Below are 22,600 nucleotides of genomic sequence, written 5' to 3' on the forward strand. Positions count from 1 at the left end.
CATAACGTAAAACCCAGCACGATGCGGTGAGACAATCACCACAACGCGTTAACATTATCCGAGGATAAACGGTTGATATGGCTGAGAGAGCGCGGAGCCTTGCACCCCGTGAGCATGAAGGTATAAATCCAGTTCCACCATCCCGGTCCAGCGATTTTCGCACCATAGCGGTGCCAGCAGCGTCGGTCGTCGAGCGCTGGCAGAAATACGGTGAAACACCACGTCTGGCGGCATGTGGCGAATCATCTCGGCTGCCGTGGCGACGTAAGTGGCAAGCGGTAATTCGCAGAGGCGTCCGGCGCGCCAGGCCTTAGCCATAATGCTGCCATCAACGATATGCAGAGGGTGAAGTTTGATACCCTCGACGCCGGTATCCACCACGCGTTGCAGCGTCGTCATGCAGTGATCGCGACCCTCGCCCGGCAGCCCGACAATCAGGTGCCAGCACACGCGCAGGCCGCGCTGATGCGCACGCTGCACCGTTCCTGATAGCAGGCAAAATCATGACCGCGATTGATGCGATGCAGCGTTTTATCCCAGGCGCTCTGTAGCCCCAGTTCCAGCCACACCTCATAACCTTGCGCATGGTAACCCGCCAACAGATCCAGCACGCTGTCCGGCACACAATCAGGACGCGTTCCCACGCACAGGCCAACGATTTCGGCTTGTTGCAACGCTTCCTGATAAAGCCGGTCCAGCATCTGCACTTCGCCATAGGTGCTGGTGTAGGCCTGAAAATAGGCCAGATAGCGTTTGGCGCGATTGACCTTGCCCGCCTGCGTGTTGAGTTGCTCCGCAATGCTTTGGCGTTGCATGGTTTCATCGGCAAAAGAGGCCACATTGCAGAACGTGCAGCCACCCCGTCCGAGTGTGGCATCCCGATTTGGGCAGTTAAAGCCGCCGTGCAGCGTCAGTTTATGAATCTTTTCGCCATAACGACGTTGTAAATCCCCGCCAAACATATTGATTAATTTTTGCAATTGCATATTCTAACCTACCCCCTGAGGGAAAGCAGACTACCCTTCTCTTCCAGCGTTCGCGATGACCGCGATCAATCACTCACATTCCAATGAAATGCATTTTTATTCGCTTTTAGTGAAAATAAACTCACATCTACGATGATTAAATTTTCTAATCCCCTACGCGCGCGTCATGAAAAGATGAATCGTTACTTAAAAAGAGTTTCATTAAATCTAAAAGTGGATATCCACAGCAGAATATTCTATAACGTAGAGATAACGCAGCAGAGTGACGAGATATTCACGCTTTTGCATAGTGATACAGCTCACACTTCATTCAGCAGCCGATGTGCTGCCCAACGGGGATTTTTTTTAAAAAAATCATTTATTTTCATAATCATAACTAAAAATTATCCCTTAATCGCACATTTTGCATTGATATTTGACCTGAACTGGCTTTCTCGCTAATTTGGGAGTCCGCTGGAAGCTTTCCCGACGAGTCCACGACTCGTCATATTTATGCAGTTAGAAAAGAAAGACTCCCTCTTAAAGCAAGTCATAGTCCACTTGTAAGACCGTCACGAGAGGCCGAAGAAGAGAACGGCAGGATGCGCGACCCCGCCATCCGCCACCGTTCAACGCCACGGTGCCGAACGAAGTAGGTTGTGAGAGTCATACAGAGCCTGGGGAGGTTCACTGAGATATGTTGTACGATGCATCCCAAGAGAGAGACAACTGTGGTTTCGGATTGATCGCCCATATAGAAGGTGAACCGAGCCACAAGGTCGTGCGTACTGCGATTCACGCACTGGCCCGTATGCAGCACCGTGGCGCGATCCTTGCTGACGGCAAGACCGGCGACGGCTGCGGCTTGTTATTACAAAAACCCGATCGTTTCTACCGACTGGTGGCCGAAGAGCACGGCTGGCGGTTGGCGAAGAACTATGCCGTGGGCATGATGTTCCTCAATCAGGACCAGGATCTGGCCCTGAGATCGCGCCGCATTGTGGAAGAAGAGCTGCAAAACGAAACCTTATCCGTACTGGGATGGCGTGAAGTACCCACCAACCCGGACGTGCTCGGTGAAATTGCCCTCTCCTCACTGCCGCGCATCGAACAGATTTTTGTCAACGCCCCGGCGGGATGGTCGCCGCGCGATATGGAGCGCCGCCTGTTCATGGCACGCCGCCGTATTGAAAAACGGATTCAGGATAAAGAGTTCTACGTTTGTAGTTTCTCCAACCTGATCAATATCTATAAAGGTCTGTGTATGCCGGCGGATCTGCCGCGCTTTTACCTGGACCTGGCGGATTTGCGTCTGGAATCAGCCATCTGCCTGTTCCACCAACGCTTCTCCACCAACACCGTGCCGCGTTGGCCTTTGGCCCAGCCGTTCCGCTATCTGGCGCATAACGGTGAAATCAACACCATTGCCGGTAACCGTCAATGGGCGCGCGCGCGCGCCTACAAGTTTAAAACACCGCTGATCCCCGATCTGCAAGATGCCGCACCGTTCGTTAACGAAACCGGCTCTGACTCCAGTTCGTTGGATAACATGCTGGAGCTGTTCCTGAGCGGCGGGATGGATATCGTGCGCGCCATGCGTTTGCTGGTACCGCCCGCCTGGCAGAATAACCCGGACATGGACCCGGAGCTGCGTTCGTTCTTTGACTTTAACTCCATGCACATGGAGCCGTGGGACGGCCCGGCCGGTATCGTCATGTCCGATGGTCGCTACGCGGCCTGTAACCTGGACCGTAACGGTCTGCGCCCGGCGCGCTACGTCATCACCAAAGACAAACTGATCACCTGTGCGTCTGAAGTGGGGATTTGGGATTATCAGCCGGACGAAGTGGTGGAAAAGGGTCGCGTTGGCCCCGGCGAACTGATGGTTATCGATACCCTCGAAGGCCGCATTCTGCACTCCAACGAAACCGACAACGATCTTAAAGGCCGCCACCCGTACAAAGAGTGGATGGAACGCAACGTCAAGCGTCTGGTGCCGTTTGAAGAACTGCCGGACGATCAGGTTGGCAGCCGTAAGCTGGATGATAACCTGCTGGAAACTTACCAGAAGCAGTTCGGCTACAGCAGCGAAGAGCTGGACCAAATCGTGCGCGTACTGGGCGAAAACGGCCAGGAAGCCACCGGTTCCATGGGTGATGACACCCCGTTTGCCGTGCTCTCCAGCCGTCCGCGTATCATTTACGACTATTTCCGTCAGCAGTTTGCGCAGGTGACCAACCCGCCAATCGATCCGCTGCGTGAAGCGCACGTGATGTCGCTGGCGACCTGTATTGGCCGCGAAATGAACGTATTCTGTGAAGCCGAAGGGCAAGCGCACCGTTTAAGCTTCAAATCGCCGATCCTGTTGTACTCCGACTTTACGCAGTTGCTCACCCAAGATCAGCAGCACTACCGTGCGGAAACGCTGGATCTGACCTTCGATCCGCGCGAGCAATCATTGCAGCAAACCGTTGAGGCGCTGTGTGAAGAGGCCGAACGCAAAGTACGTGAAGGGGCGGTGTTACTGGTGCTTTCCGACCGCGCCATCAGCGATCACCGTTTACCGGTTCCGGCACCGATGGCAGTGGGTGCGATACAACACCGTCTGGTGGAAAAGAGCCTGCGCTGCGATGCCAACCTGATTGTTGAAACCGCCAGCGCCCGTGACCCGCATCACTTCGCCGTGCTGCTGGGCTTCGGCGCTACGGCTATCTATCCGTATCTGGCGTATGAGTCATTGGCGCGATTGGTGGATAACCACACCATCGAGAAGCCTTACCGTACGGTAATGCTCAACTACCGCAACGGCATCAACAAGGGGCTGTACAAGATCATGTCCAAAATGGGCATCTCTACTATCGCCTCGTACCGGTGCTCCAAGCTGTTTGAAGCGGTGGGCCTGCACAAAGAGCTGTCTGCGCTCTGCTTCCACGGTGTGGTGAGCCGTATTGGTGGTGCCAACTTCGGTGATTTCGAGCAAGACCTGCAAAATCTGGCAAAACGCGCCTGGTTGAAGCGCAAAACGCTGGAACAGGGTGGCCTGCTGAAATTCGTTTACGACGGCGAATACCACGCCTACAACCCGGATGTGGTTAACAGCCTGCAACAAGCCGTGAAAAGCGGCGAATACAGTGACTACCTGGAATATGCCAAACACGTCAACGAACGCCCGGTGGCGACGCTGCGCGACCTGCTGGCCATTAAACCGCAGGAAGGCGTAGCCATTCCGGTTGACGACGTAGAACCGGCCAGCGAGCTGTTTAAGCGCTTTGACACCGCCGCCATGTCTATCGGTGCACTGAGCCCTGAAGCCCATGAGTCCCTGGCGGAAGCCATGAACACCATAGGTGGTAACTCCAACTCTGGTGAGGGTGGTGAAGATCCAGCGCGCTACGGCACCAATAAAGTGTCACGTATCAAGCAGGTGGCCTCTGGTCGCTTCGGTGTGACCCCCGCGTATCTGGTCAACGCTGACGTGATTCAGATTAAAGTGGCACAGGGAGCCAAACCGGGTGAAGGCGGCCAGTTACCGGGTGATAAAGTGACGCCGTACATCGCCAGGCTGCGTTATTCCGTGCCGGGCGTAACGCTGATTTCGCCGCCACCGCACCACGATATTTACTCCATCGAAGACTTGGCTCAGTTGATTTTCGACCTGAAGCAGGTCAATCCGAAAGCGATGATTTCGGTCAAGCTGGTTTCCGAACCGGGCGTGGGCACCATTGCGACCGGTGTCGCTAAAGCCTATGCCGACCTGATCACCATCGCCGGGTATGACGGCGGCACCGGTGCCAGCCCGCTCAGTTCAGTGAAATATGCTGGCTGCCCGTGGGAACTGGGGCTGGTGGAAACCCAGCAAGCGCTGGTGGCTAACGGCTTGCGCCACAAAATCCGTCTGCAAGTGGACGGCGGTCTGAAAACCGGCGTCGATATCATCAAAGCGGCGATTCTGGGAGCAGAAAGCTTCGGCTTCGGCACCGGCCCGATGGTAGCACTCGGCTGTAAATACCTGCGTATTTGCCACCTGAACAACTGCGCGACCGGCGTTGCTACACAGGATAACAAACTGCGCCGCGATCACTACCACGGCCTGCCAGAGCGTGTGATCAATTACTTCAACTTTATTGCCCAGGAAACTCGCATGCTGATGGCGGAGCTGGGTGTTAGTCAACTGGTTGATTTGATTGGTCGTACCGATCTGCTGGTGGAGCTGGATGGCTTCACCGCCAAGCAGAACAAGCTGGATCTCTCTGCACTGCTGCAAACCGCGCAGCCGGGCAAAGCGCTGTACTGCACCGAGAGCAACCCGCCGTTCGATGAAGGGCTGTTGAACAAGGCGCTGCTGTCTCAGGCGCAACCGCACATCGCAGCAAAACAGAGTAAAGCGCTCTACTTTGATATCCGCAACACCGACCGTTCCGTCGGCGCAACGCTGTCCGGTGCCATTGCCGCTCAGCACGGCGATCAAGGGCTGGCGAGCGACCCGATCAAAGCCAACTTCTCTGGCACAGCCGGACAAAGCTTTGGTGTATGGAACGCAGGCGGCGTCGAACTGACGTTGACCGGTGACGCCAACGACTATGTGGGCAAAGGCATGGCTGGCGGCTGCATCTCCGTGCGTCCACCGGTCGGCTCCGCGTTCCGCAGCCATGAGGCGAGCATTATTGGCAACACCTGCATGTACGGTGCCACTGGAGGTAAACTGTTTGCCGCAGGCCGCGCGGGCGAACGTTTCGGCGTGCGTAACTCCGGTGCCATCACCGTGGTGGAAGGTATCGGCGACAACGGCTGTGAATACATGACGGGCGGTATCGTCTGCGTATTGGGCCGCACCGGCGTCAACTTTGGTGCAGGCATGACCGGCGGTTTTGCCTACGTACTGGATGAAGACGGCGAGTTCCGTAAACGCGTCAACCCTGAGTTGGTGGAAGTGCTGTCGGTCGATGACCTGGCTATTCACGAAGAGCACTTGCGCGGTCTGATCACCGAGCACGTGCAACACACGGGCTCCCATCGCGGCGAAGATATCCTCGCCAACTGGCCGGTCTGGGCGCCGCGTTTCGCGCTGGTGAAACCCAAATCGAGTGATGTGAAGGCATTATTAGGGCATCGTAGTCGTTCCGCAGCCGAATTGCGGGTTCAGGCGCAGTAAGAGGGCATTATGAGTCAGAACGTTTATCAATTTATCGACTTACAGCGCGTAGATCCGCCGAAGAAGCCGTTAAAGATTCGCAAAATCGAGTTCGTGGAAATCTACGAACCCTTTTCCGAAAGCCAGTCCAAGGCGCAGGCAGACCGCTGCCTCGCCTGCGGTAACCCCTATTGCGAATGGAAGTGCCCGGTACACAACTACATTCCCAACTGGCTGAAGCTGGCGAACGAAGGGCGCATTATCGAAGCGGCTGAGCTGTCACACCAAACCAACAGCTTGCCGGAAGTGTGCGGACGCGTTTGCCCGCAGGACAGACTGTGTGAAGGCTCCTGTACGCTTAATGCGGAGTTTGGCGCGGTCACCATTGGCAATATCGAACGCTACATCAATGATAAAGCGATCGAAATGGGCTGGAAGCCCAACCTGTCTCACGTGAAACCCACCGGCAAGCGTGTTGCTATTGTTGGCGCGGGCCCGGCAGGGTTGGCGTGCTCTGACGTGCTGGCACGCAGCGGTGTGCAGGCTGTGGTGTTCGATCGTCACCCTGAAATTGGCGGATTGCTGACCTTCGGTATTCCGGCCTTCAAGCTGGAGAAAGAGGTGATGATCAAACGCCGCGAAATCTTCAGCGAGATGGGCATTGAGTTCCAGCTTAATACGGAGATTGGCAAAGACATCGCACTGGAGACCCTGCTCGCCGATTACGACGCGGTATTCCTGGGTGTTGGCACCTACCAGTCAATGCGTGGCGGTTTGGAAAACGAGGACGCGCCGGGCGTGTACGACGCCCTGCCGTTCCTGATTGCCAACACCAAGCAACTGATGGGCTTTGAAACCGCGCCGGATGAACCCTATACCGACATGAGCGGCAAGCGCGTGGTAGTGCTGGGTGGCGGTGATACCGCGATGGACTGCGTGCGTACCTCGGTGCGCCACGGTGCAACCCACGTGAGCTGTGCCTACCGTCGTGATGAAGTCAACATGCCCGGCTCCAAGCGCGAAGTGAAAAACGCGCGCGAAGAAGGCGTGGAATTTCTGTTCAATCTGCAACCGCTCAGCATCGAGATCAACGGTGCCGGTAAAGCCTGTGGCGTCAGAATGGCGCGTACTGAAATGGGTGCGCCGGATGCCAATGGCCGCCGTCGTCCTGAAATCGTCGAAGGCTCCGAGCATGTGCTGGAAGCAGACGCCGTGATCATTGCGTTTGGTTTCCGTCCGAACAAGATGGACTGGTTGGCGAAACACGGCGTGGATCTGGACAGCCAGGGACGCATCGTGGCCCCAGAACAGAGCGAGAGCGCGTTCCAGACCAGTAACCCGAAAATCTTCGCTGGTGGCGATGCGGTACGCGGTTCCGATCTGGTGGTGACAGCCATTGCCGAAGGCCGCAAGGCCGCGGATGGCATCATGAACTATCTGGAAGTGTAATCAGAACGCTATCCATCAAGGCGGCGTAAGCCGCCTTTTTCTTGTGCGCAGGTTTAGCTATTGCTATTGAACTGATCGAGGATGTCCTGCTCCGTCAGCATCGGTGTCTGTTGCGCGAAATCATAAAAATCCGGTTTGCTTTCAATATAAATCTGGCTCACCAGCCGCTTGCGATCGTCTGGAAATATCCCCGCAGACAGTTCATAAGTTTGCGTTTCCAGCAGCAGGTAATAGAGATGAGTGCCACAGATTCGGCAGAATGTACGCTCGGCCCACTCTGACGAGCGGTATAGCCAAGCGACATTATTTTGATAACAGCCAGCTATGCTTCTTTGCCGCATATCAGGGCATAGGATGTAATCATTTTTAAGTCGGTTGGCTATAATGCGTAACGTTCTCTTCACCGTGCAGCACCACATCGTGTTTGCACTCAACCGCCAGCAGCGGTCCGCCGCCCCACTGGCGGCACATGTTGCAATGACATACGCTGACGTCATGCACGCACACTTCCGGTACTTCGACGGTGACGGCACCGCATAGGCACTGGCCCTTGGTCATTTTCATCGAGCTCTCCTGCCGCAAACGGTTATCGATGATTCATCAACGCTGTTGCCATAAAAAAGGGGCATACCGACGGTTGCCCCTTTTCTGTGAATGTGGTTATTTCACCACGCGTAACGATGGTCTCCCACCGCGCGGAGCCGGAGGCGGTTCGTCATCAGGTGGGTTAGTTTCCGTCACGTTGTCTTGTTGCTCGTTATCCACAACCGACATCACCACACCCGGCGTCAATGCCTCACCCTGTGTATCCATGAGGTTATCCAGCTCATAGGCAGGCTCAGGCTCAAACATGGTGCCAGCACCGTTTTCACGGGCGTAAATAGCCAGCACTGCGGCCATCGGGACATAAACCTGACGCGGTACGCCCCCAAAGCGGGCGTTAAAACGCACGCTGTCATCAGCTAACTCCAGGCCACCTACCGCACGCTGAGCGATATTCAGTACAATCTGCCCATCGCGGGCGAATTCCATTGGCACCATTACGCCCGGCAGTGATACATCAACCACCAGATGTGGCGTTAATTGATTATCCAGCAGCCAATCATAAAAAGCCCGCAACAGATACGGACGGCGCGGAGACAGTTGAGACAACGCCATACAGGTTTAACCTCGGGTGTGCAAACGGATTTCACGCTCAGCTTCGGTCAGGGATGCCAGGAAAGCATCACGTTCGAAGACAAGCGTCATATAACCTTTCAGCTCTTTCGCCCCTGCGCCCGTCAATTCGATGCCCAGCAGCGGCAAACGCCACAGCAGCGGAGCCAGATAGCAATCGACAAGGCTGAACTCTTCGCTCATGAAATAAGGCGCTTCATTGAACACAGGTGCAACGGCCAGTAACTCTTCGCGCAGTTGTTTACGCGCTGCATCCGCTTCTTGTGCATTCCCCTGCATGATTTTTTTCAGGAGAGAATACCAATCGGACTCAATGCGGTGCATCATCAGACGGCTGGTACCGCGCGCTACCGGGTAAACCGGCATCAGCGGAGGATGAGGAAAACGCTCATCAAGGTACTCCATGATGATACGAGATTCATACAGCGTCAGTTCACGATCGACCAGCGTCGGCACGGAGCCATAGGGATTGAGGTCAATAAGATCCTGTGGCAAGTTATCCATATCCACCAGCTCAATCTCGACACTCACGCCCTTTTCCGCCAAGACAATGCGAACCTGATGGCTAAAAATGTCGGACTGACCAGAAAACAGCGTCATCACCGAACGTTTGTTGGCAGCGACAGCCATGAAAACCTCCAAGTTTATCGAGAAATACGACTAATAACTAAACGGCGCTATCCTGCATAGCCCGGAATCACTGTACGTGATTGTCCACAAGAAAAACGTCTGGCGGCATCAACATTCGGGAAAATTGCCGGCTGGCATACAAGCACAAAATCGGCAAATAGTTTACCAGATTTTGTGCGTTCTGTGGTGAAAGAAGCGCAATTTCATTACTAACCCTCAGAAATGCAGGATTATTTTTTTATCTGATGAGGTGAAATACAGGCAGAATTAGCCCGATGAGCCGAGTGCAAGACAAAAAAAACCCGATGCAAGCACCGGGTTTTTTGCGTTGATTTGCAGCGATAAACGCCAGAAATTAACGTTTGGAGTACTGAGGACGGCGACGTGCTTTACGCAGACCGACTTTCTTACGTTCAACTTCACGTGCGTCACGGGTAACGAAGCCCGCTTTACGCAGTTCAGAACGCAGAGACACATCGTACTCCATCAGCGCACGGGTAATACCATGACGAATGGCACCCGCTTGACCGGAAATACCACCACCTTTAACGGTGATGTACAGATCCAGTTTGCCAACCATGTCGACCAGTTCCAGCGGTTGACGAACTACCATGCGGGCAGTTTCGCGACCAAAGTACTGTTCCAGGCTGCGCTGGTTGATGACGATATTGCCGTTACCCGGTTTGATAAACACGCGAGCAGCGGAACTTTTGCGGCGACCAGTGCCGTAGTATTGATTTTCAGCCATTGCCTATAATCCCGATTAAATGTCCAGAACTTGCGGTTGCTGTGCCGCGTGGTTGTGCTCGTTACCTGCGTAAACTTTCAGTTTACGGTACATAGCACGACCGAGCGGGCCCTTCGGCAGCATGCCTTTAACCGCGATTTCAATCACACGCTCAGGACGGCGGGCAATCATCTCTTCAAAGGTCGCTTGCTTGATACCACCGATGTGGCCGGTGTGGTGATAGTAAATCTTGTCGTTACGCTTGTTGCCAGTTACAGCAACTTTGTCAGCGTTCAGAACGATGATGTAATCACCGGTATCGACGTACGGGGTGTATTCCGCTTTATGCTTACCGCGCAGACGGCGAGCCAGTTCAGTAGCCAGGCGGCCCAGAGTTTTACCGGTCGCGTCAACAACATACCAGTCGCGTTTGACGGTTTCTGGTTTAGCTGTAAAAGTTTTCATTAAAAGCTTACCCAATTTAAGTTACACGTTGGTGAACACCCAAACGCTTCAATAAATTCAGAAAAAAGTGTCGAGGTTCACACGGCATCTAGTCCAGCAAACCTACCCCTTCGAATAGCCATGCCGGCGCGATTAACGTTTCGGGAAAAAAACGTCGTTGTAACGTGGGGTCGCAAGATTATAGAGAAGTCGATAGCAAAGATCGACCTCTTTTCCACCAAAGCGCGATAAATTCCCCGTTGTCCGCTCAGGCAAGGTGCGGTTGGCTCAAATATTCTTCACTTTGCATCTCTTGCAGTCGGGACAGGCAGCGCTGGTATTCAAATTTCAGGTGCTCGCCTTGATACAGCGCGAACATCGAGGTTTGTGCGGCGATCACCAGTTTGACCCGCCGCTCATAAAACTCATCCACCAATGCCAGAAAGCGGCGCGCCGCATTCTCTTCCTTGCTCCCCATCACCGTTACGTTGTGCAGCAGTACCGTGTGGTAGAGGCGCGATAGCGCAATATAGTCATTCTGACTGCGCGCATCGAGACACAGCGTGGCAAAATCGACGGCCAGCACCCCCTCGCCCGCACTGATCGTCGGCATCGGTCGGTGGTTGATCTCCAGCACCGGCCCCGGCGCAGAGAAGGCCCGGCCAGACAAGCGCGAGAACATCTGACGCATCTCAGCATCGGTTTCCGACGACAGCGGCGTCAGATAGAGATGCGCCTGCGTCAGGGTACGCAGGCGATAATCGATACCGGCATCCACATTGCGTACCTCGCAGTACTGCTTGATAAGATCGATAGCCGGCAAAAAGCGACTGCGTTGCAGACCGTTGCGGTAGAGGTTATCCGGAGGAATGTTGGATGTGGCCACTAATGTAACGCCGCGGGCGAACAACGCGCGTAACAGTTCCGCCAACAGCATGGCATCGGTGATATCCGTAACGAAAAACTCATCAAAGCAGAGCACATCGGTCTGCGCTTTAAAGCCATCGGCCACCTGTTCCATCGGGTTCGGTTGTCCCTGTAGCTGGTTCAGTTCCTCGTGCACGCGCAGCATAAACCGATGAAAATGCAGCCGCAGCTTGCGCTCTGTGGGCAGGCTTTGGAAAAACAGATCCATCAGCCAGGTTTTGCCGCGTCCGACGCCCCCCCACATATAAAGCCCCTGCACCGGGACCACCGGCGGTTTATCCGCCAGCCCCAACCAGTGCCGCCAGCGGGTAAAACGGCCATCGGATACGGGAGTCTCCTGCGATGCGTCGCGCCCTTGCAAGGCCTGATAAATACCGTGCAGCGCAATTACCGTTTGCCGTTGTACTTCATCAGGCTGATACTCGCCCGCCGCCACTGCCTGCTGATAGTGCGCCAGTGGCCCAGCAAGCGGCAGCGTTGTCGGTTGTATCATCTCGGATTCTCCTTTCATCCGTCATTTTCCGAAAAAAAGTTAGTCGTGTTTTATCGCCCGTTGACGGCGATTCGCTCCGCGATCGTCGCATTTTTCCATGATATCACCTGAAATAGATCCCAATTACCTTACAGCGTCGCGTTTAGGGACTCCACTCGGGCGGCGTTAGCGGTTATAGTAGCTATTATGAAGTGAAAAAACCCTACGGGACAACGACGTCGAAAGAGGTGTCTTTATGACTTGGGAGTATGCGCTAATAGGATTAGTTGTCGGCATCATCATCGGTGCTGTCGCCATGCGCTTTGGCAACCCTAAACTGCGGCAGCAACAAGCGCTGCAAAGCGAGTTGGAAAAGAGCAAAACCGAACTGGAGACCTATCGTCAGGAGTTGGTGGGCCATTTTGCCCACAGCGCCGAATTGTTGGACAACATGGCAAAAGATTACCGTCAGTTGTACCAGCATATGGCAAAAAGCTCTAGCAGCCTGCTGCCAGATTTGCCGATGCAGGATAACCCGTTTCGCTATCGCTTAACCGAGGCGGAAGCAGACAACGATCAGGCCCCGGTAGGCATGCCGCCGCGCGATTATTCAGACGGAGCCTCAGGACTGCTGCGCGGTGAGCGCCCGCTGCGCAAATAACCCCCTGCGCACCACTGCGTGAAGGACACGATCCTTCACGCAGCCTACATCCCCGATACCCCTTCCCTGCACAGTTTGACGATAGTTACATTCCCTTGACGAAAGAGCAGTGAACTTTACACGTTATTCGCTGGTCGACTCTTCACCAGCCGTTTAAGTTTATATATCATCGTTTTATTCATAATCGACATACTGTCGATGGTTCGCAGGTTGTGAGAGATAACGTCAAATGAAGAAAAAATCATTATTATTCAGCGCACTGGCAGTAAGCATGAGCTTGGCATTGTCATCGCTTCCAGCAGCATTTGCCGCCCTGCCCGCCGTGGTGGAAGGTCAACAGTTACCCAGTCTGGCACCGATGTTGGAAAAGGTGCTGCCTGCTGTGGTCAGCGTGCATGTGGAAGGCACACAAACGCAGCGCCAACGTGTACCGGAAGAGTTTAAATTCTTCTTTGGCCCGAATGCACCGTCAGGCAAGCAGAACAGTCGCCCGTTTGAAGGCCTCGGTTCCGGCGTGATTATCGATGCGGCAAAAGGGTATGTACTGACCAATAACCACGTCATCAACAACGCCGATAAAATTCGCGTGCAGTTGAATGACGGTCGGGAATATGAAGTCAAACTGCTGGGTCGCGATGAGCAAAGCGACATCGCCCTGCTGCAACTGAACGATGCCAAGAATCTGCAAGAAGTTAAAATGGCGGACTCTGACCAACTGCGCGTCGGGGATTTCGCCGTTGCCGTGGGTAACCCGTTCGGACTCGGCCAAACCGCCACCTCGGGTATCATCTCCGCGTTGGGTCGCAGCGGCCTGAATCTGGAAGGGTTAGAAAACTTTATCCAGACCGATGCCTCCATTAACCGCGGAAACTCCGGCGGTGCGCTGGTTAACCTTAACGGCGAGCTGATTGGGATCAACACCGCAATCCTGGCACCGGGCGGCGGCAACATCGGTATCGGTTTTGCTATTCCCAGCAACATGGCGCAAAACCTGGCGCAACAGCTTATCGAGTTCGGTGAAGTGAAACGCGGCCTGCTAGGCATCAAGGGCAGCGAAATGACCGCCGACATGGCTAAAGCTTTCAAGGTGGAAGCGCAACGTGGAGCCTTCGTCAGCGAAGTATTACCAAAATCAGCAGCGGCTAAAGCGGGCATCAAAGCCGGTGATGTGCTGACATCACTGGACGGTAAGCCCATCAACAGCTTTGCTGAACTGCGCGCCAAAATCGGTACTACCGCGCCCGGTAAAACGGTGAAAATTGGCCTGCTGCGTGAAGGTAAACCGCTGGAACTCTCCGTGGTTCTTGATAATAACACCTCTGCCGCCACCAGCGCCGAGAGCCTGTCCCCGGCCTTGCAGGGCGCATCGCTAGCCAATGGTCAGGCGAAAGATGGCAGCAAAGGGGTACAAATCGAAGACGTCACTAAAGACACACCGGCTGCACAGGTGGGCTTGCAGAAAGGCGATATCATTATCGGCGTTAACCGCGAGCGGGTAGAAAACATCACCCAATTGAGCAAAATTCTGGAAAGCAAACCCAGCGTGCTGGCGCTGAACGTGATGCGTGGCGAAGAAACGATTTACCTGCTGTTACGCTAATACAATATATTGTCTCAATACTATAAAATCGGACACGGTACATGCCGTGTCCGGTAAACTCATGTTATCCTCCGCTTACCTATCCACTTCCCTGTGCGTTTTATGCTCGCAAAACTCTTTCGCTCCGCCATTATTGGCGCGATCGTGGCGGGAATTCTGCTCGCGATCATGCCGTTGCTACGGTCAAATACCGCACTGTTTTCCCGCTCACACAGTATCCAGAGCAAGGATGTGCCGCTTAGCTATAATCAGGCCGTTCGCCGCGCAGCGCCTGCGGTGGTTAACGTCTATAGCCGGGAGTCAAGCAGCGAGACCAACGGAGAACTGAATATTCGCCTGCTCGGATCTGGCGTGATCATGAGTGAAAAGGGCTACGTGCTGACCAATAATCACGTGATAAACAATATCGCGCAGTTGGTTATTTCGTTACAGGATGGCCGCGTCTATGAGGCCAGTGTGATTGGCACGGACAAGCTGACCGATCTGGCGGTGGTAAAAGTGGAAGCCGCTAACCTACCGGTTATCACCATCAACGAAAAACGCACGGCGCACATCGGCGATGTAGTGCTGGCTATCGGTAACCCTTACAACCTGGGGCAAACCGTGACTCAAGGCATTATCAGCGCCACCGGCCGCGTGGGGTTGAGTTTGATGGACGGATCGGGTTCCGGCTTTGGTGGGCGTCAGAATTTCCTGCAAACCGATGCCTCCATCAACCACGGTAACTCTGGCGGTGCGTTGGTCAACACGCTAGGTGAACTGGTTGGCATCAACACGCTGACCTTTGATAAAGGTAGCGCCGGAGAAACACCGGAAGGGATTGGCTTCGCCATCCCGGTAGCGCTGGCCACCAAGGTGATGGGAAAACTGATTCGCGATGGTCGCGTGGTGCGCGGCTATATCGGCATTAACGGTGCACAAGCAGAAGGGCTATCACCCAATAGCACGCTGGACGGCAATAAACGCCTGCAAGGTGTGATCGTGATGAATGTCGAACCCGGTGGGCCTGCGGATAAAGGCGGCATGAAAAAAGGTGACGTGCTGCTGACCATGAACGGCAAGCCCGCCGTCTCAGTGATTGAAACCATGGATCAGGTGGCTGAAGTTCGTCCCGGCACTGCCGTTCCGGTAGCCATTCGCCGCGGCGATCAGGAGATGACGCTGTCGGTGACGATTCAGGAGTTTCCGGAAAGCTAACGTTGCCAGTATGAGCAGCAGCACGGCTGCTCATACTGAAACACGATTACGCGTCGTTGCCACTCACACGTTCGATGTTCGCACCTAACCCGCGCAGTTTATCTTCAATGCGTTCGTAGCCACGATCGATGTGATAGATGCGATCGACGAGAGTTGTGCCTTCCGCGATGCAACCCGCCAGCACCAGACTGGCTGATGCGCGCAGATCGGTCGCCATCACCTGAGCGCCAGAAAGCATATCAACACCGTGGCAAATCACGGTGTTACTCTCAATCTCTGCCTGCGCACCCATACGAATCAGTTCCGGCACGTGCATAAAGCGGTTTTCAAAGATGGTTTCGGTGATAACACCGGTGCCTTCCGCCACCAGATTCAGCAGGCTGAACTGCGCCTGCATATCGGTCGGGAAGCCAGGATGCGGAGAGGTACGCACGGTAACCGCTTTCGGGCGTTTACCATGCATATCCAGGCTGATCCAGTCTTCACCCACTTCGATATCCGCGCCTGCGTCACTCAATTTTGCCAGCACGGCATCCAGCGTATCCGGGCGCGTGTTGCGGCACACAATGCTGCCACGAGAGACCGCTGCCGCCACCAGGAACGTACCGGTTTCGATACGGTCTGGCAGCACGCGGTAAACGCCGCCACCCAGACGCTCAACGCCTTCGATAACGATCTTGTCGCTGCCAGCGCCGGTGATTTTGGCACCCATGGCATTCAGGAAGCCTGCCGTATCGACAATTTCCGGCTCGCGCGCGGCGTTTTCGATAATGGTGGTGCCTTCAGCCAGCGTTGCCGCCGTCATGATAGTGACGGTTGCACCGACGCTGACTTTATCCATGACGATATGCGCGCCCTGCAAACGTCCGTCAACCGTGGCTTTGACATAGCCCTCTTCCAGCACGATCTTGGCACCAAGTTGCTCCAGCCCGGTAATGTGCAGATCGACCGGACGTGCGCCAATCGCGCAGCCGCCGGGCAGTGAGACCTGACCCTGACCGAAACGCGCAACCAGCGGACCCAAAGCCCAGATAGAAGCGCGCATGGTTTTCACCAGATCGTAAGGCGCACAAAATACGTTAACGTCACGGGCATCCACATGCACCGAACCATTGCGCATCACGTGAGCACCTAACTGGCTAAGCAGCTTCATCGTGGTATCGATATCACGCAGCTTGGGAATATTTTGGATTTCTACTGGCGCTTCCGCCAGCAGGGCCGCGAACAGGATGGGCAGGGCGGCATTTTTCGCCCCGGAGATAGTGACTTCACCAGTGAGCCGGGTAGGACCCTGCACACGAAATTTGTCCATAGTTACAGGTTCTCAGCTTGCTAAAAATATTCCAGGGCGCACTGCTCTCGCTTAAAAGCCGTTCAGCTTACGATCGCGCTGCCATTCTTCCGGTGTATAGGCCTTGATGGAAAGCGCATGAATGCGGTTGTCCGCAATGTACTCCATCAAGGGCGCGTATACGGTCTGCTGCTGTTTGACACGACGCATACCAGCAAAAATATCCCCCACAGCGACGACCTGAAAGTGGCTGCCATCGCCCGTGACGTGGACTTCTTGCAGTGCGAGTGCCTTCATCAGCACCTCTTCGATCTCGTTATTTTCCATCGCTCTCAATTCTGTGTTCAGGGGGAGGATTATCAGCCGTGTATCTTAGATGAATACGCCGTTTTCTTAAACAAAGAAATCCCTCTTGGCGTAAGCTAAGAGGGCGGTTTTCATCTATACGCGGGAAAGGTAAAGAAAAAAATCAAACGACGGGAATAATATCGTTGAGGTTATACAGCGCAATTAACGTTTTTACCCGTTCACTGGCACCAGAAATGGCGAAGGATGGCGCTGAGCGGCACTGCTGTTGATAGAGATGCACCAACAGCGCCAGCCCGGCGGAATCCACTCGGTCCAGCGCCGCGATATCCAGCGCCTGCTTACCCTTCAGCAAGGTCTCTCGCTGCTGCCAAAACGGCAGCAGGGAATCGCGATCCAAATCGCCGGACAGCGCCAGCGTCGTGTCTTGCGACGTCCAGCGCAGAGCCTCAGCCATTTTTCTGCTCCAGCGTAATCGGCTGACGCGCGGAGGCTTCCAACTGCTTGGTTAACCCATCAACGCCCTGTTGACGCAAAATGGCTGCCCATTCGTTTTGCTTGGTGGTGATCATGCTCACTCCTTCGGCAATCATGTCGTAAGCCTGCCAGTTACCGGTCTGGCTGTTTTTACGCCATTGAAAATCCAGACGCACCGGTGGGCGGCCACCGTTGTCAAGAATGGTCACGCGGATGGGAATGATATCCGCAGTGCCCAGCGGCTGTTCTGGCGCAATCTGGTAGTTCTGCCCGTAATACAGCGCCATCGCCTGACCGTATGCTTGCGCTAAATAGGCTTCGAACGCCTTGAAATAGGCATCCCGCTGCGCCGGCGTCGCTTCTTTGTAGTAGCGGCCCAGAACCAATGCCCCTGCATAGCGAATCTGCACATACGGCAGCAGCTCTTCTTGCACGATTTGACGCAAGTAGTTCGGATCCTGCTTGATGCGCGGCTGTTCCGTTTTCAGACGCGAAAAGGTCTTCTCCGCCGCATCGTTCATCAAACGATAAGGATTGGTTTGATCCGCCGCGCTGGCGAGAGGTGCCACGACCAGCAGTGCCACCATCAGTAAACGTTTTAACATGCAGATGTCCTCTTGATTATTGTGCTGCGCCCGACGCAGGAGCAGACGGCGCTGGCGTCAATGCCGGTTCGTTTTGCGGCACAGATTCCGTTTTCACCGTATTGTCGGCGCTATCTCCTCCGCTCTTATAGAGGAATTGTCCGATTAAGTCCTCCAGTACCATGGCGGATTTGGTGTCCTGAATCACACCGCCATCGGCGAGGATATTGGTGCCCATTTCTTCATCTTCGAAGCCAATATTCAGCGCCAGATACTGTTCGCCCAGCAGCCCGGAGGTGCGGATCGCCAGCGAACTGGTATCAGGAATATGGTCGTACCGGCGTTGGATATCCATGGCAACGCGCGGCAAATAGGTTTTAGTATCCAATGAAATATCGGCAACGCGGCCAATCACCACACCGCCGACTTTGATCGGAGAACGCGCTTTCAGGCCACCGATATTGTCAAACGTGGCGTACAACCGGTAGGTCTGTTCGATACCGATAGACTTCATGTCGGCGACTTTCAAACAGAGAAAAATAATGGCGCCCAGGGCGATCAACAGGAATACGCCAACCCAGATTTCACTTCGCTTTGTTTGCATCGACTCAGTTCCCAAACATCAGTGCTGTCAGCACAAAATCCAATCCCAATACCGCCAATGACGAATGCACTACCGTGCGCGTCGTCGCCCGGCTGATCCCCTCAGAGGTCGGGATCGCATCATAGCCATTGAACAACGCAATCCAGGTCACGGTAATCGCAAATACCACACTTTTGATCACGCAGTTAAGCAGATCTTTGCGCCACTCTACGGCGCCCTGCATCGCTGACCAGAATAAGCCATCATCGATACCCTTCCAGTTCACCCCAACCAACGCCCCGCCCCAGATACCGACCGCCACGAAAATGATCGTCAGCAGCGGCATACTGATAAGTCCGGCCCAGAAACGCGGGGCCACTACGCGCTGCAGTGGGTCTACCGCCATCATCTCCATACTGGAAAGCTGCTCGGTGGCTTTCATCAGGCCGATTTCCGCCGTCAGCGCCGAGCCTGCACGGCCAGCAAACAACAGCGCGGTAACCACCGGCCCCAGTTCGCGCAGCAAAGAGAGCGCCACCATCATGCCCAGGCTGGCCTCAGCGCTGTAGGTAGTCAGAACAAGATACCCTTGCAGCCCCAGCGCCATACCGATAAACAGACCGGATACCAGAATGATCAAGAGTGACTGCACCCCAACGCTGTGCAGCTGCTTAAGCAACAGCGGGCCTTGCTTGCGCAGTTCGGGACGGCCCACCAGCGCATTAAACAACATGAACCCGGCACGACCGAAGGCAGCACAGGACCGGATTCCCTGACGTCCCAACGACGCCAATGCTTCTCGTAGCATGAATTGATTAACTCCCAGAGCCTAACAGGCTGGTTTTGTAGTCACCAGCAGGGAAGCGAAACGGCACGGGACCATCGGCAATGCCGTCAATAAATTGCCGTACCCGAGGATCGGTATTCGCACGCAGCGCCTCCACCGAGCCGTGCGCAACGATGTGTTGATCTGCCACGATATAGGCATAATCTGCGATGCTCAGCACTTCCGGCACGTCATGGGAGACCACCACGCAGGTGATGCCCAGCGCATGGTTCAGTTCATCGATAAGCTTAACCAACACGCCCATGGTGATCGGATCCTGGCCGACAAACGGTTCGTCGAACATGATCATTTGCGGATCGAGCGCAATGGCGCGGGCCAATGCGGCACGGCGAGCCATCCCTCCGGACAGCTCTGAAGGCATCAGGTTGGCCGCACCGCGTAACCCGACCGCCTCCAGTTTCATCAGTACCGTACTACGTAACAGCGCTTCGGGCAGTTGGGTATGTTCCCGCAGCGGCCAGGCAACGTTCTCAAACACGGTAAGATCGGTGAACAGCGCGCCAGACTGAAACAACATGCTCATCTTCTTACGCACGTCATACAATCGGGAACGGGAGAGCGTTGGAATATTCTCTCCGTCAAACCAGATCTCGCCGCTGTCCGGCTGAAGCTGACCGCCAATCAGGCGCAGCAATGTGGTTTTACCGATACCGGAGGGTCCCATGATAGCGGTGACCTTCCCTTTGGGTACGGTTAATGAAACATCGGTGAAAATGGGCCGCTCGCCGCGCAAAAAATTGAGCCCACGAATTTCGACCAGATGAGTAGCATCTTGGTTCATGCGATCTTTTCCTTCACTCACTCCCCTTGACGATCGTCGCTGTTATACGTCCATGACGTGCAACAACCGTTGCATTTCCTATCAAGCTTAACGGCAGGTTTCAGGCAAAGCCCGATTTTTACAAAATATTACCGACAATTCTTACCGAAAAGGGCGGGTTCTGGTCTGCCATAGGTTTTACTTTTTCTGCCCAGACAGACAAAATTACCCCTATACGATGCAACGCAATTTTTGCTCGACATTCGTCCGCGCACCGCTTCATTGCTTTATGAGCCGGTGATTATACCCGAATAAAGGACGCTGCATGCTTTTTGCGATAGTTCTGCTGGTTATTGGCCTGTTTCTTTTGGTTTATGGTGCTGACCGTTTAGTGTATGGCGCAGCCGTTCTTGCCCGTGTGTGGGGCGTTTCTCCTTTGATTATCGGCGTGATGATTGTTGGCATCGGCACCTCACTGCCAGAGTTAGCGGTGTCGGTGACGGCGGGCCTGAACCAGCAAATGGACATGGCGGTCGGTAACGTATTAGGGTCGAATATCGCCAATATCATGCTAATCCTCGGCAGCGCTGCCCTGATTCGCCCCTTGACCTTTCGTTCCGATCTGCTGCGGCGTGAACTACTCCCCATGCTGTTGATCACGCTGTTAAGCGGCGGTGTGCTTTACAATGGCTATCTCAGTCGGCTTGACGGCGTCATGCTGCTCTCGGCGGCGGGTGCCTGGATCGTACTGATGCTGCGCATGGCACGCCAGGCTCAACAGAGCGGCAGCGACAGCCTGACGCGCGAACAACTGGCGGAGCTGCCGCAGGCACAGGCTGACGGTAATCAGACGGTTGCCGTTCTCTGGTTGCTGCTGGGATTGATTATTTTGCCGATGGCGGCACGTATCGTGATTGACAATGCCACGGTGATCGCACGTCATTTCGCATTTGATGAGCTGACCATTGGGCTAACGGTGCTGGCGATCGGCACCAGCCTGCCGGAACTGGCCACAGCCATCGTCGGCACGCTGAAAAAAGAGGATGATATCGCGCTGGGTAACCTGATTGGGTCAAACGTCTTCAATCTGGTTATCGTGCTTGGTGTCCCGGCGCTGCTGTCACCCGGTGCGGTGAACCCACTGGCATTTCAACGCGATTACGGGGTAATGCTGGGAGCCAGTCTGCTGCTGACGCTGCTCTGCCTGCGCAAAAAACGCTCTATCGGGCAAGGTGCTGGCGCGCTGTTACTGTGTATGTTTATTGCTTACCTTGCGACGCTGTTTTTGCTGTATTAGCGGCGCACGACTCGTTTTCTTGGAAAACTCAAATAGTCAGGATTAACCGTTATGTCCAACGTTGAACAACAGCCCGATTTCGATTTCCAACAGGCGGGCCGACACGTGCTCGCTATCGAACGCGACGGGTTGGCCCATCTGGACCAGTATATCGATGACAACTTCACCCGCGCTTGTCGCACCATGTTCCATTGCCAGGGCAAAGTGGTAGTAATGGGAATGGGGAAATCCGGGCATATCGGCTGCAAGATGGCGGCAACCTTCGCCAGCACCGGCACCCCCTCGTTTTTTGTTCATCCCGGTGAGGCCAGCCACGGTGACCTCGGCATGATCACCGCGCAAGATATCGTGATCGCCATATCCAATTCGGGTGAGTCCAATGAAATTCTGGCGCTGATCCCGGTGCTCAAACGTCTGGGTGTGTTTCTGATTTTCATCACCAGCAACCCAGAGAGCACCATGGGTAAAGCGGCCGATATTCATCTCTGTGTCCATGTGCCGCAGGAAGCCTGCCCGTTGGGGCTTGTACCCACTTCCAGCACCACGGCCACGCTGGTGATGGGCGATGCGCTTGCCGTCGCCTTGCTACAGGCGCGGGGTTTCACCGCCGAAGATTTTGCCCTTTCTCACCCCGGTGGCGCACTGGGCCGCAAACTTTTGCTGCGCGTTGCGGATATCATGCATACCGGAGACGAGATCCCCAACGTTACCCGAGACGCCTCGTTGCGTGATGCGCTGGTGGAGATCACCCGCAAGAGTTTCGGTATGACCGTGATTTGCACGCCGGACATGACGATCGAAGGCATCTTCACCGACGGTGACCTGCGCCGCATCTTTGATATGCAGATCAACCTCAATGAAGCGCGTATCGCCGATCTGATGACCGCAGGCGGTATTCGGGTCACTCCCAATACCTTGGCGGTGGATGCGCTCAATCTGATGCAGTCGCGCCATATTACCTCGCTGCTGGTGGCACAATCCGATCGACTGGTCGGTATCGTCCATATGCATGATATGCTGCGCGCTGGCGTGGTGTGACAGTTAACGGGATCGTCTTTCTGGCGATCCCTAAAGAA

General features: G+C 54.8%; 21 protein-coding genes and 1 pseudogene. 7 read left to right on the plus strand and 15 right to left on the minus strand.

Annotated elements, in window-relative coordinates; genetic code table 11:
* Positions 1-54: 54 nt before the first annotated feature.
* A pseudogene (locus ACQGXV_RS15370) lies at positions 55-986 on the minus strand (TIGR01212 family radical SAM protein).
* 676 nt (positions 987-1,662) lie between these two features.
* Between ACQGXV_RS15370 and gltB the strand changes: the two are divergent.
* Together gltB and ACQGXV_RS15380 are read left to right on the plus strand one after the other, a co-directional pair.
* Positions 1,663-6,117, plus strand: coding sequence for a glutamate synthase large subunit (gene gltB, locus ACQGXV_RS15375; protein ID WP_440866827.1), 4,455 nt, complete (start codon positions 1,663-1,665; stop codon positions 6,115-6,117).
* 9 nt (positions 6,118-6,126) lie between these two features.
* Positions 6,127-7,545, plus strand: a complete 1,419-nt coding sequence (locus tag ACQGXV_RS15380) for a glutamate synthase small subunit (RefSeq protein ID WP_440866828.1) — start codon at positions 6,127-6,129, stop codon at positions 7,543-7,545.
* Between the two features lie 53 nt (positions 7,546-7,598).
* Here ACQGXV_RS15380 and ACQGXV_RS15385 read toward each other — a convergent pair whose 3' ends face one another.
* The 7 genes from ACQGXV_RS15385 to zapE all read right to left on the minus strand — a co-directional run bounded on the left by ACQGXV_RS15385 (position 7,599) and on the right by zapE (position 11,942).
* On the minus strand, positions 7,599-7,949 hold the full coding sequence (locus ACQGXV_RS15385; protein ID WP_440866829.1) for a GFA family protein: 351 nt from the start codon (positions 7,947-7,949) through the stop codon (positions 7,599-7,601).
* Positions 7,912-8,109 (minus strand): GFA family protein, encoded by a 198-nt coding sequence (locus ACQGXV_RS15390; protein WP_440866830.1) that lies wholly within the window; start codon positions 8,107-8,109, stop codon positions 7,912-7,914. The genes ACQGXV_RS15385 and ACQGXV_RS15390 overlap by 38 nt, the downstream gene beginning before the upstream one ends.
* A 96-nt stretch (positions 8,110-8,205) precedes the next feature.
* Positions 8,206-8,703: a ClpXP protease specificity-enhancing factor gene (gene sspB, locus ACQGXV_RS15395; RefSeq protein ID WP_440866831.1), complete on the minus strand. Its 498-nt coding sequence runs from the start codon at positions 8,701-8,703 to the stop codon at positions 8,206-8,208.
* Between the two features lie 6 nt (positions 8,704-8,709).
* Complete coding sequence (gene sspA, locus ACQGXV_RS15400; RefSeq protein WP_440866832.1) at positions 8,710-9,351, minus strand: stringent starvation protein SspA; 642 nt, start codon at positions 9,349-9,351, stop codon at positions 8,710-8,712.
* A 355-nt stretch (positions 9,352-9,706) separates the two neighbouring features.
* Positions 9,707-10,099 carry a 30S ribosomal protein S9 gene (gene rpsI, locus ACQGXV_RS15405; RefSeq protein WP_440866833.1) on the minus strand — a complete coding sequence of 131 codons (393 nt, stop codon included), beginning with the start codon at positions 10,097-10,099 and terminating at the stop codon, positions 9,707-9,709.
* Positions 10,100-10,114: 15 nt separating this feature from the next.
* Complete coding sequence (gene rplM / locus ACQGXV_RS15410) at positions 10,115-10,543, minus strand: 50S ribosomal protein L13 (RefSeq protein WP_430358560.1); 429 nt, start codon at positions 10,541-10,543, stop codon at positions 10,115-10,117.
* Between the two features lie 247 nt (positions 10,544-10,790).
* Entirely contained in the window at positions 10,791-11,942 is a 1,152-nt protein-coding gene (gene zapE / locus ACQGXV_RS15415; protein ID WP_440866835.1) for a cell division protein ZapE, read from the minus strand.
* Positions 11,943-12,177: 235 nt separating this feature from the next.
* On the opposite strand from zapE, the gene zapG reads away from it, so the two are divergent.
* The 3 genes from zapG to degS all read left to right on the plus strand — a co-directional run bounded on the left by zapG (position 12,178) and on the right by degS (position 15,379).
* Entirely contained in the window at positions 12,178-12,582 is a 405-nt protein-coding gene (gene zapG, locus ACQGXV_RS15420; protein WP_222159224.1) for a Z-ring associated protein ZapG, read from the plus strand.
* A gap of 229 nt (positions 12,583-12,811) precedes the next feature.
* Positions 12,812-14,182, plus strand: coding sequence for a serine endoprotease DegQ (gene degQ / locus ACQGXV_RS15425; RefSeq protein ID WP_440866837.1), 1,371 nt, complete (start codon positions 12,812-12,814; stop codon positions 14,180-14,182).
* Between the two features lie 102 nt (positions 14,183-14,284).
* Positions 14,285-15,379, plus strand: a complete 1,095-nt coding sequence (degS, locus tag ACQGXV_RS15430; protein ID WP_440867446.1) for an outer membrane-stress sensor serine endopeptidase DegS — start codon at positions 14,285-14,287, stop codon at positions 15,377-15,379.
* A gap of 46 nt (positions 15,380-15,425) precedes the next feature.
* Here the strand turns inward: degS and murA are convergent, their stop codons facing one another.
* From murA to mlaF, 7 genes are all read right to left on the minus strand, one after another.
* On the minus strand, positions 15,426-16,691 hold the full coding sequence (gene murA, locus ACQGXV_RS15435) for a UDP-N-acetylglucosamine 1-carboxyvinyltransferase (protein ID WP_440866838.1): 1,266 nt from the start codon (positions 16,689-16,691) through the stop codon (positions 15,426-15,428).
* A gap of 51 nt (positions 16,692-16,742) precedes the next feature.
* Positions 16,743-16,997, minus strand: a complete 255-nt coding sequence (ibaG, locus tag ACQGXV_RS15440) for a BolA family iron metabolism protein IbaG (protein WP_222159220.1) — start codon at positions 16,995-16,997, stop codon at positions 16,743-16,745.
* 142 nt (positions 16,998-17,139) lie between these two features.
* The gene (gene mlaB, locus ACQGXV_RS15445) at positions 17,140-17,433 is read right to left on the minus strand and encodes a lipid asymmetry maintenance protein MlaB (protein ID WP_440866839.1); all 294 of its coding nucleotides are present in this window, start codon (positions 17,431-17,433) and stop codon (positions 17,140-17,142) included.
* The gene (gene mlaC, locus ACQGXV_RS15450) at positions 17,426-18,058 is read right to left on the minus strand and encodes a phospholipid-binding protein MlaC (RefSeq protein ID WP_440866840.1); all 633 of its coding nucleotides are present in this window, start codon (positions 18,056-18,058) and stop codon (positions 17,426-17,428) included. Before mlaC ends, mlaB begins: the two co-directional genes overlap by 8 nt.
* Before the next feature lie 16 nt (positions 18,059-18,074).
* Positions 18,075-18,641, minus strand: a complete 567-nt coding sequence (gene mlaD / locus ACQGXV_RS15455; protein ID WP_440866841.1) for an outer membrane lipid asymmetry maintenance protein MlaD — start codon at positions 18,639-18,641, stop codon at positions 18,075-18,077.
* Between the two features lie 4 nt (positions 18,642-18,645).
* Entirely contained in the window at positions 18,646-19,428 is a 783-nt protein-coding gene (mlaE, locus tag ACQGXV_RS15460) for a lipid asymmetry maintenance ABC transporter permease subunit MlaE (RefSeq protein WP_440866842.1), read from the minus strand.
* Between the two features lie 7 nt (positions 19,429-19,435).
* The gene (gene mlaF / locus ACQGXV_RS15465; RefSeq protein WP_440866843.1) at positions 19,436-20,248 is read right to left on the minus strand and encodes a phospholipid ABC transporter ATP-binding protein MlaF; all 813 of its coding nucleotides are present in this window, start codon (positions 20,246-20,248) and stop codon (positions 19,436-19,438) included.
* Between the two features lie 304 nt (positions 20,249-20,552).
* On the opposite strand from mlaF, the gene ACQGXV_RS15470 reads away from it, so the two are divergent.
* The gene (locus tag ACQGXV_RS15470) at positions 20,553-21,524 is read left to right on the plus strand and encodes a calcium/sodium antiporter (RefSeq protein WP_440866844.1); all 972 of its coding nucleotides are present in this window, start codon (positions 20,553-20,555) and stop codon (positions 21,522-21,524) included.
* 51 nt (positions 21,525-21,575) lie between these two features.
* The gene (kdsD, locus tag ACQGXV_RS15475; RefSeq protein WP_440866845.1) at positions 21,576-22,562 is read left to right on the plus strand and encodes an arabinose-5-phosphate isomerase KdsD; all 987 of its coding nucleotides are present in this window, start codon (positions 21,576-21,578) and stop codon (positions 22,560-22,562) included.
* Positions 22,563-22,600 lie beyond the last annotated feature (38 nt).

The organism is Symbiopectobacterium purcellii (assembly GCF_052050035.1).
Classification (GTDB): domain Bacteria; phylum Pseudomonadota; class Gammaproteobacteria; order Enterobacterales; family Enterobacteriaceae; genus Symbiopectobacterium; species Symbiopectobacterium purcellii_A.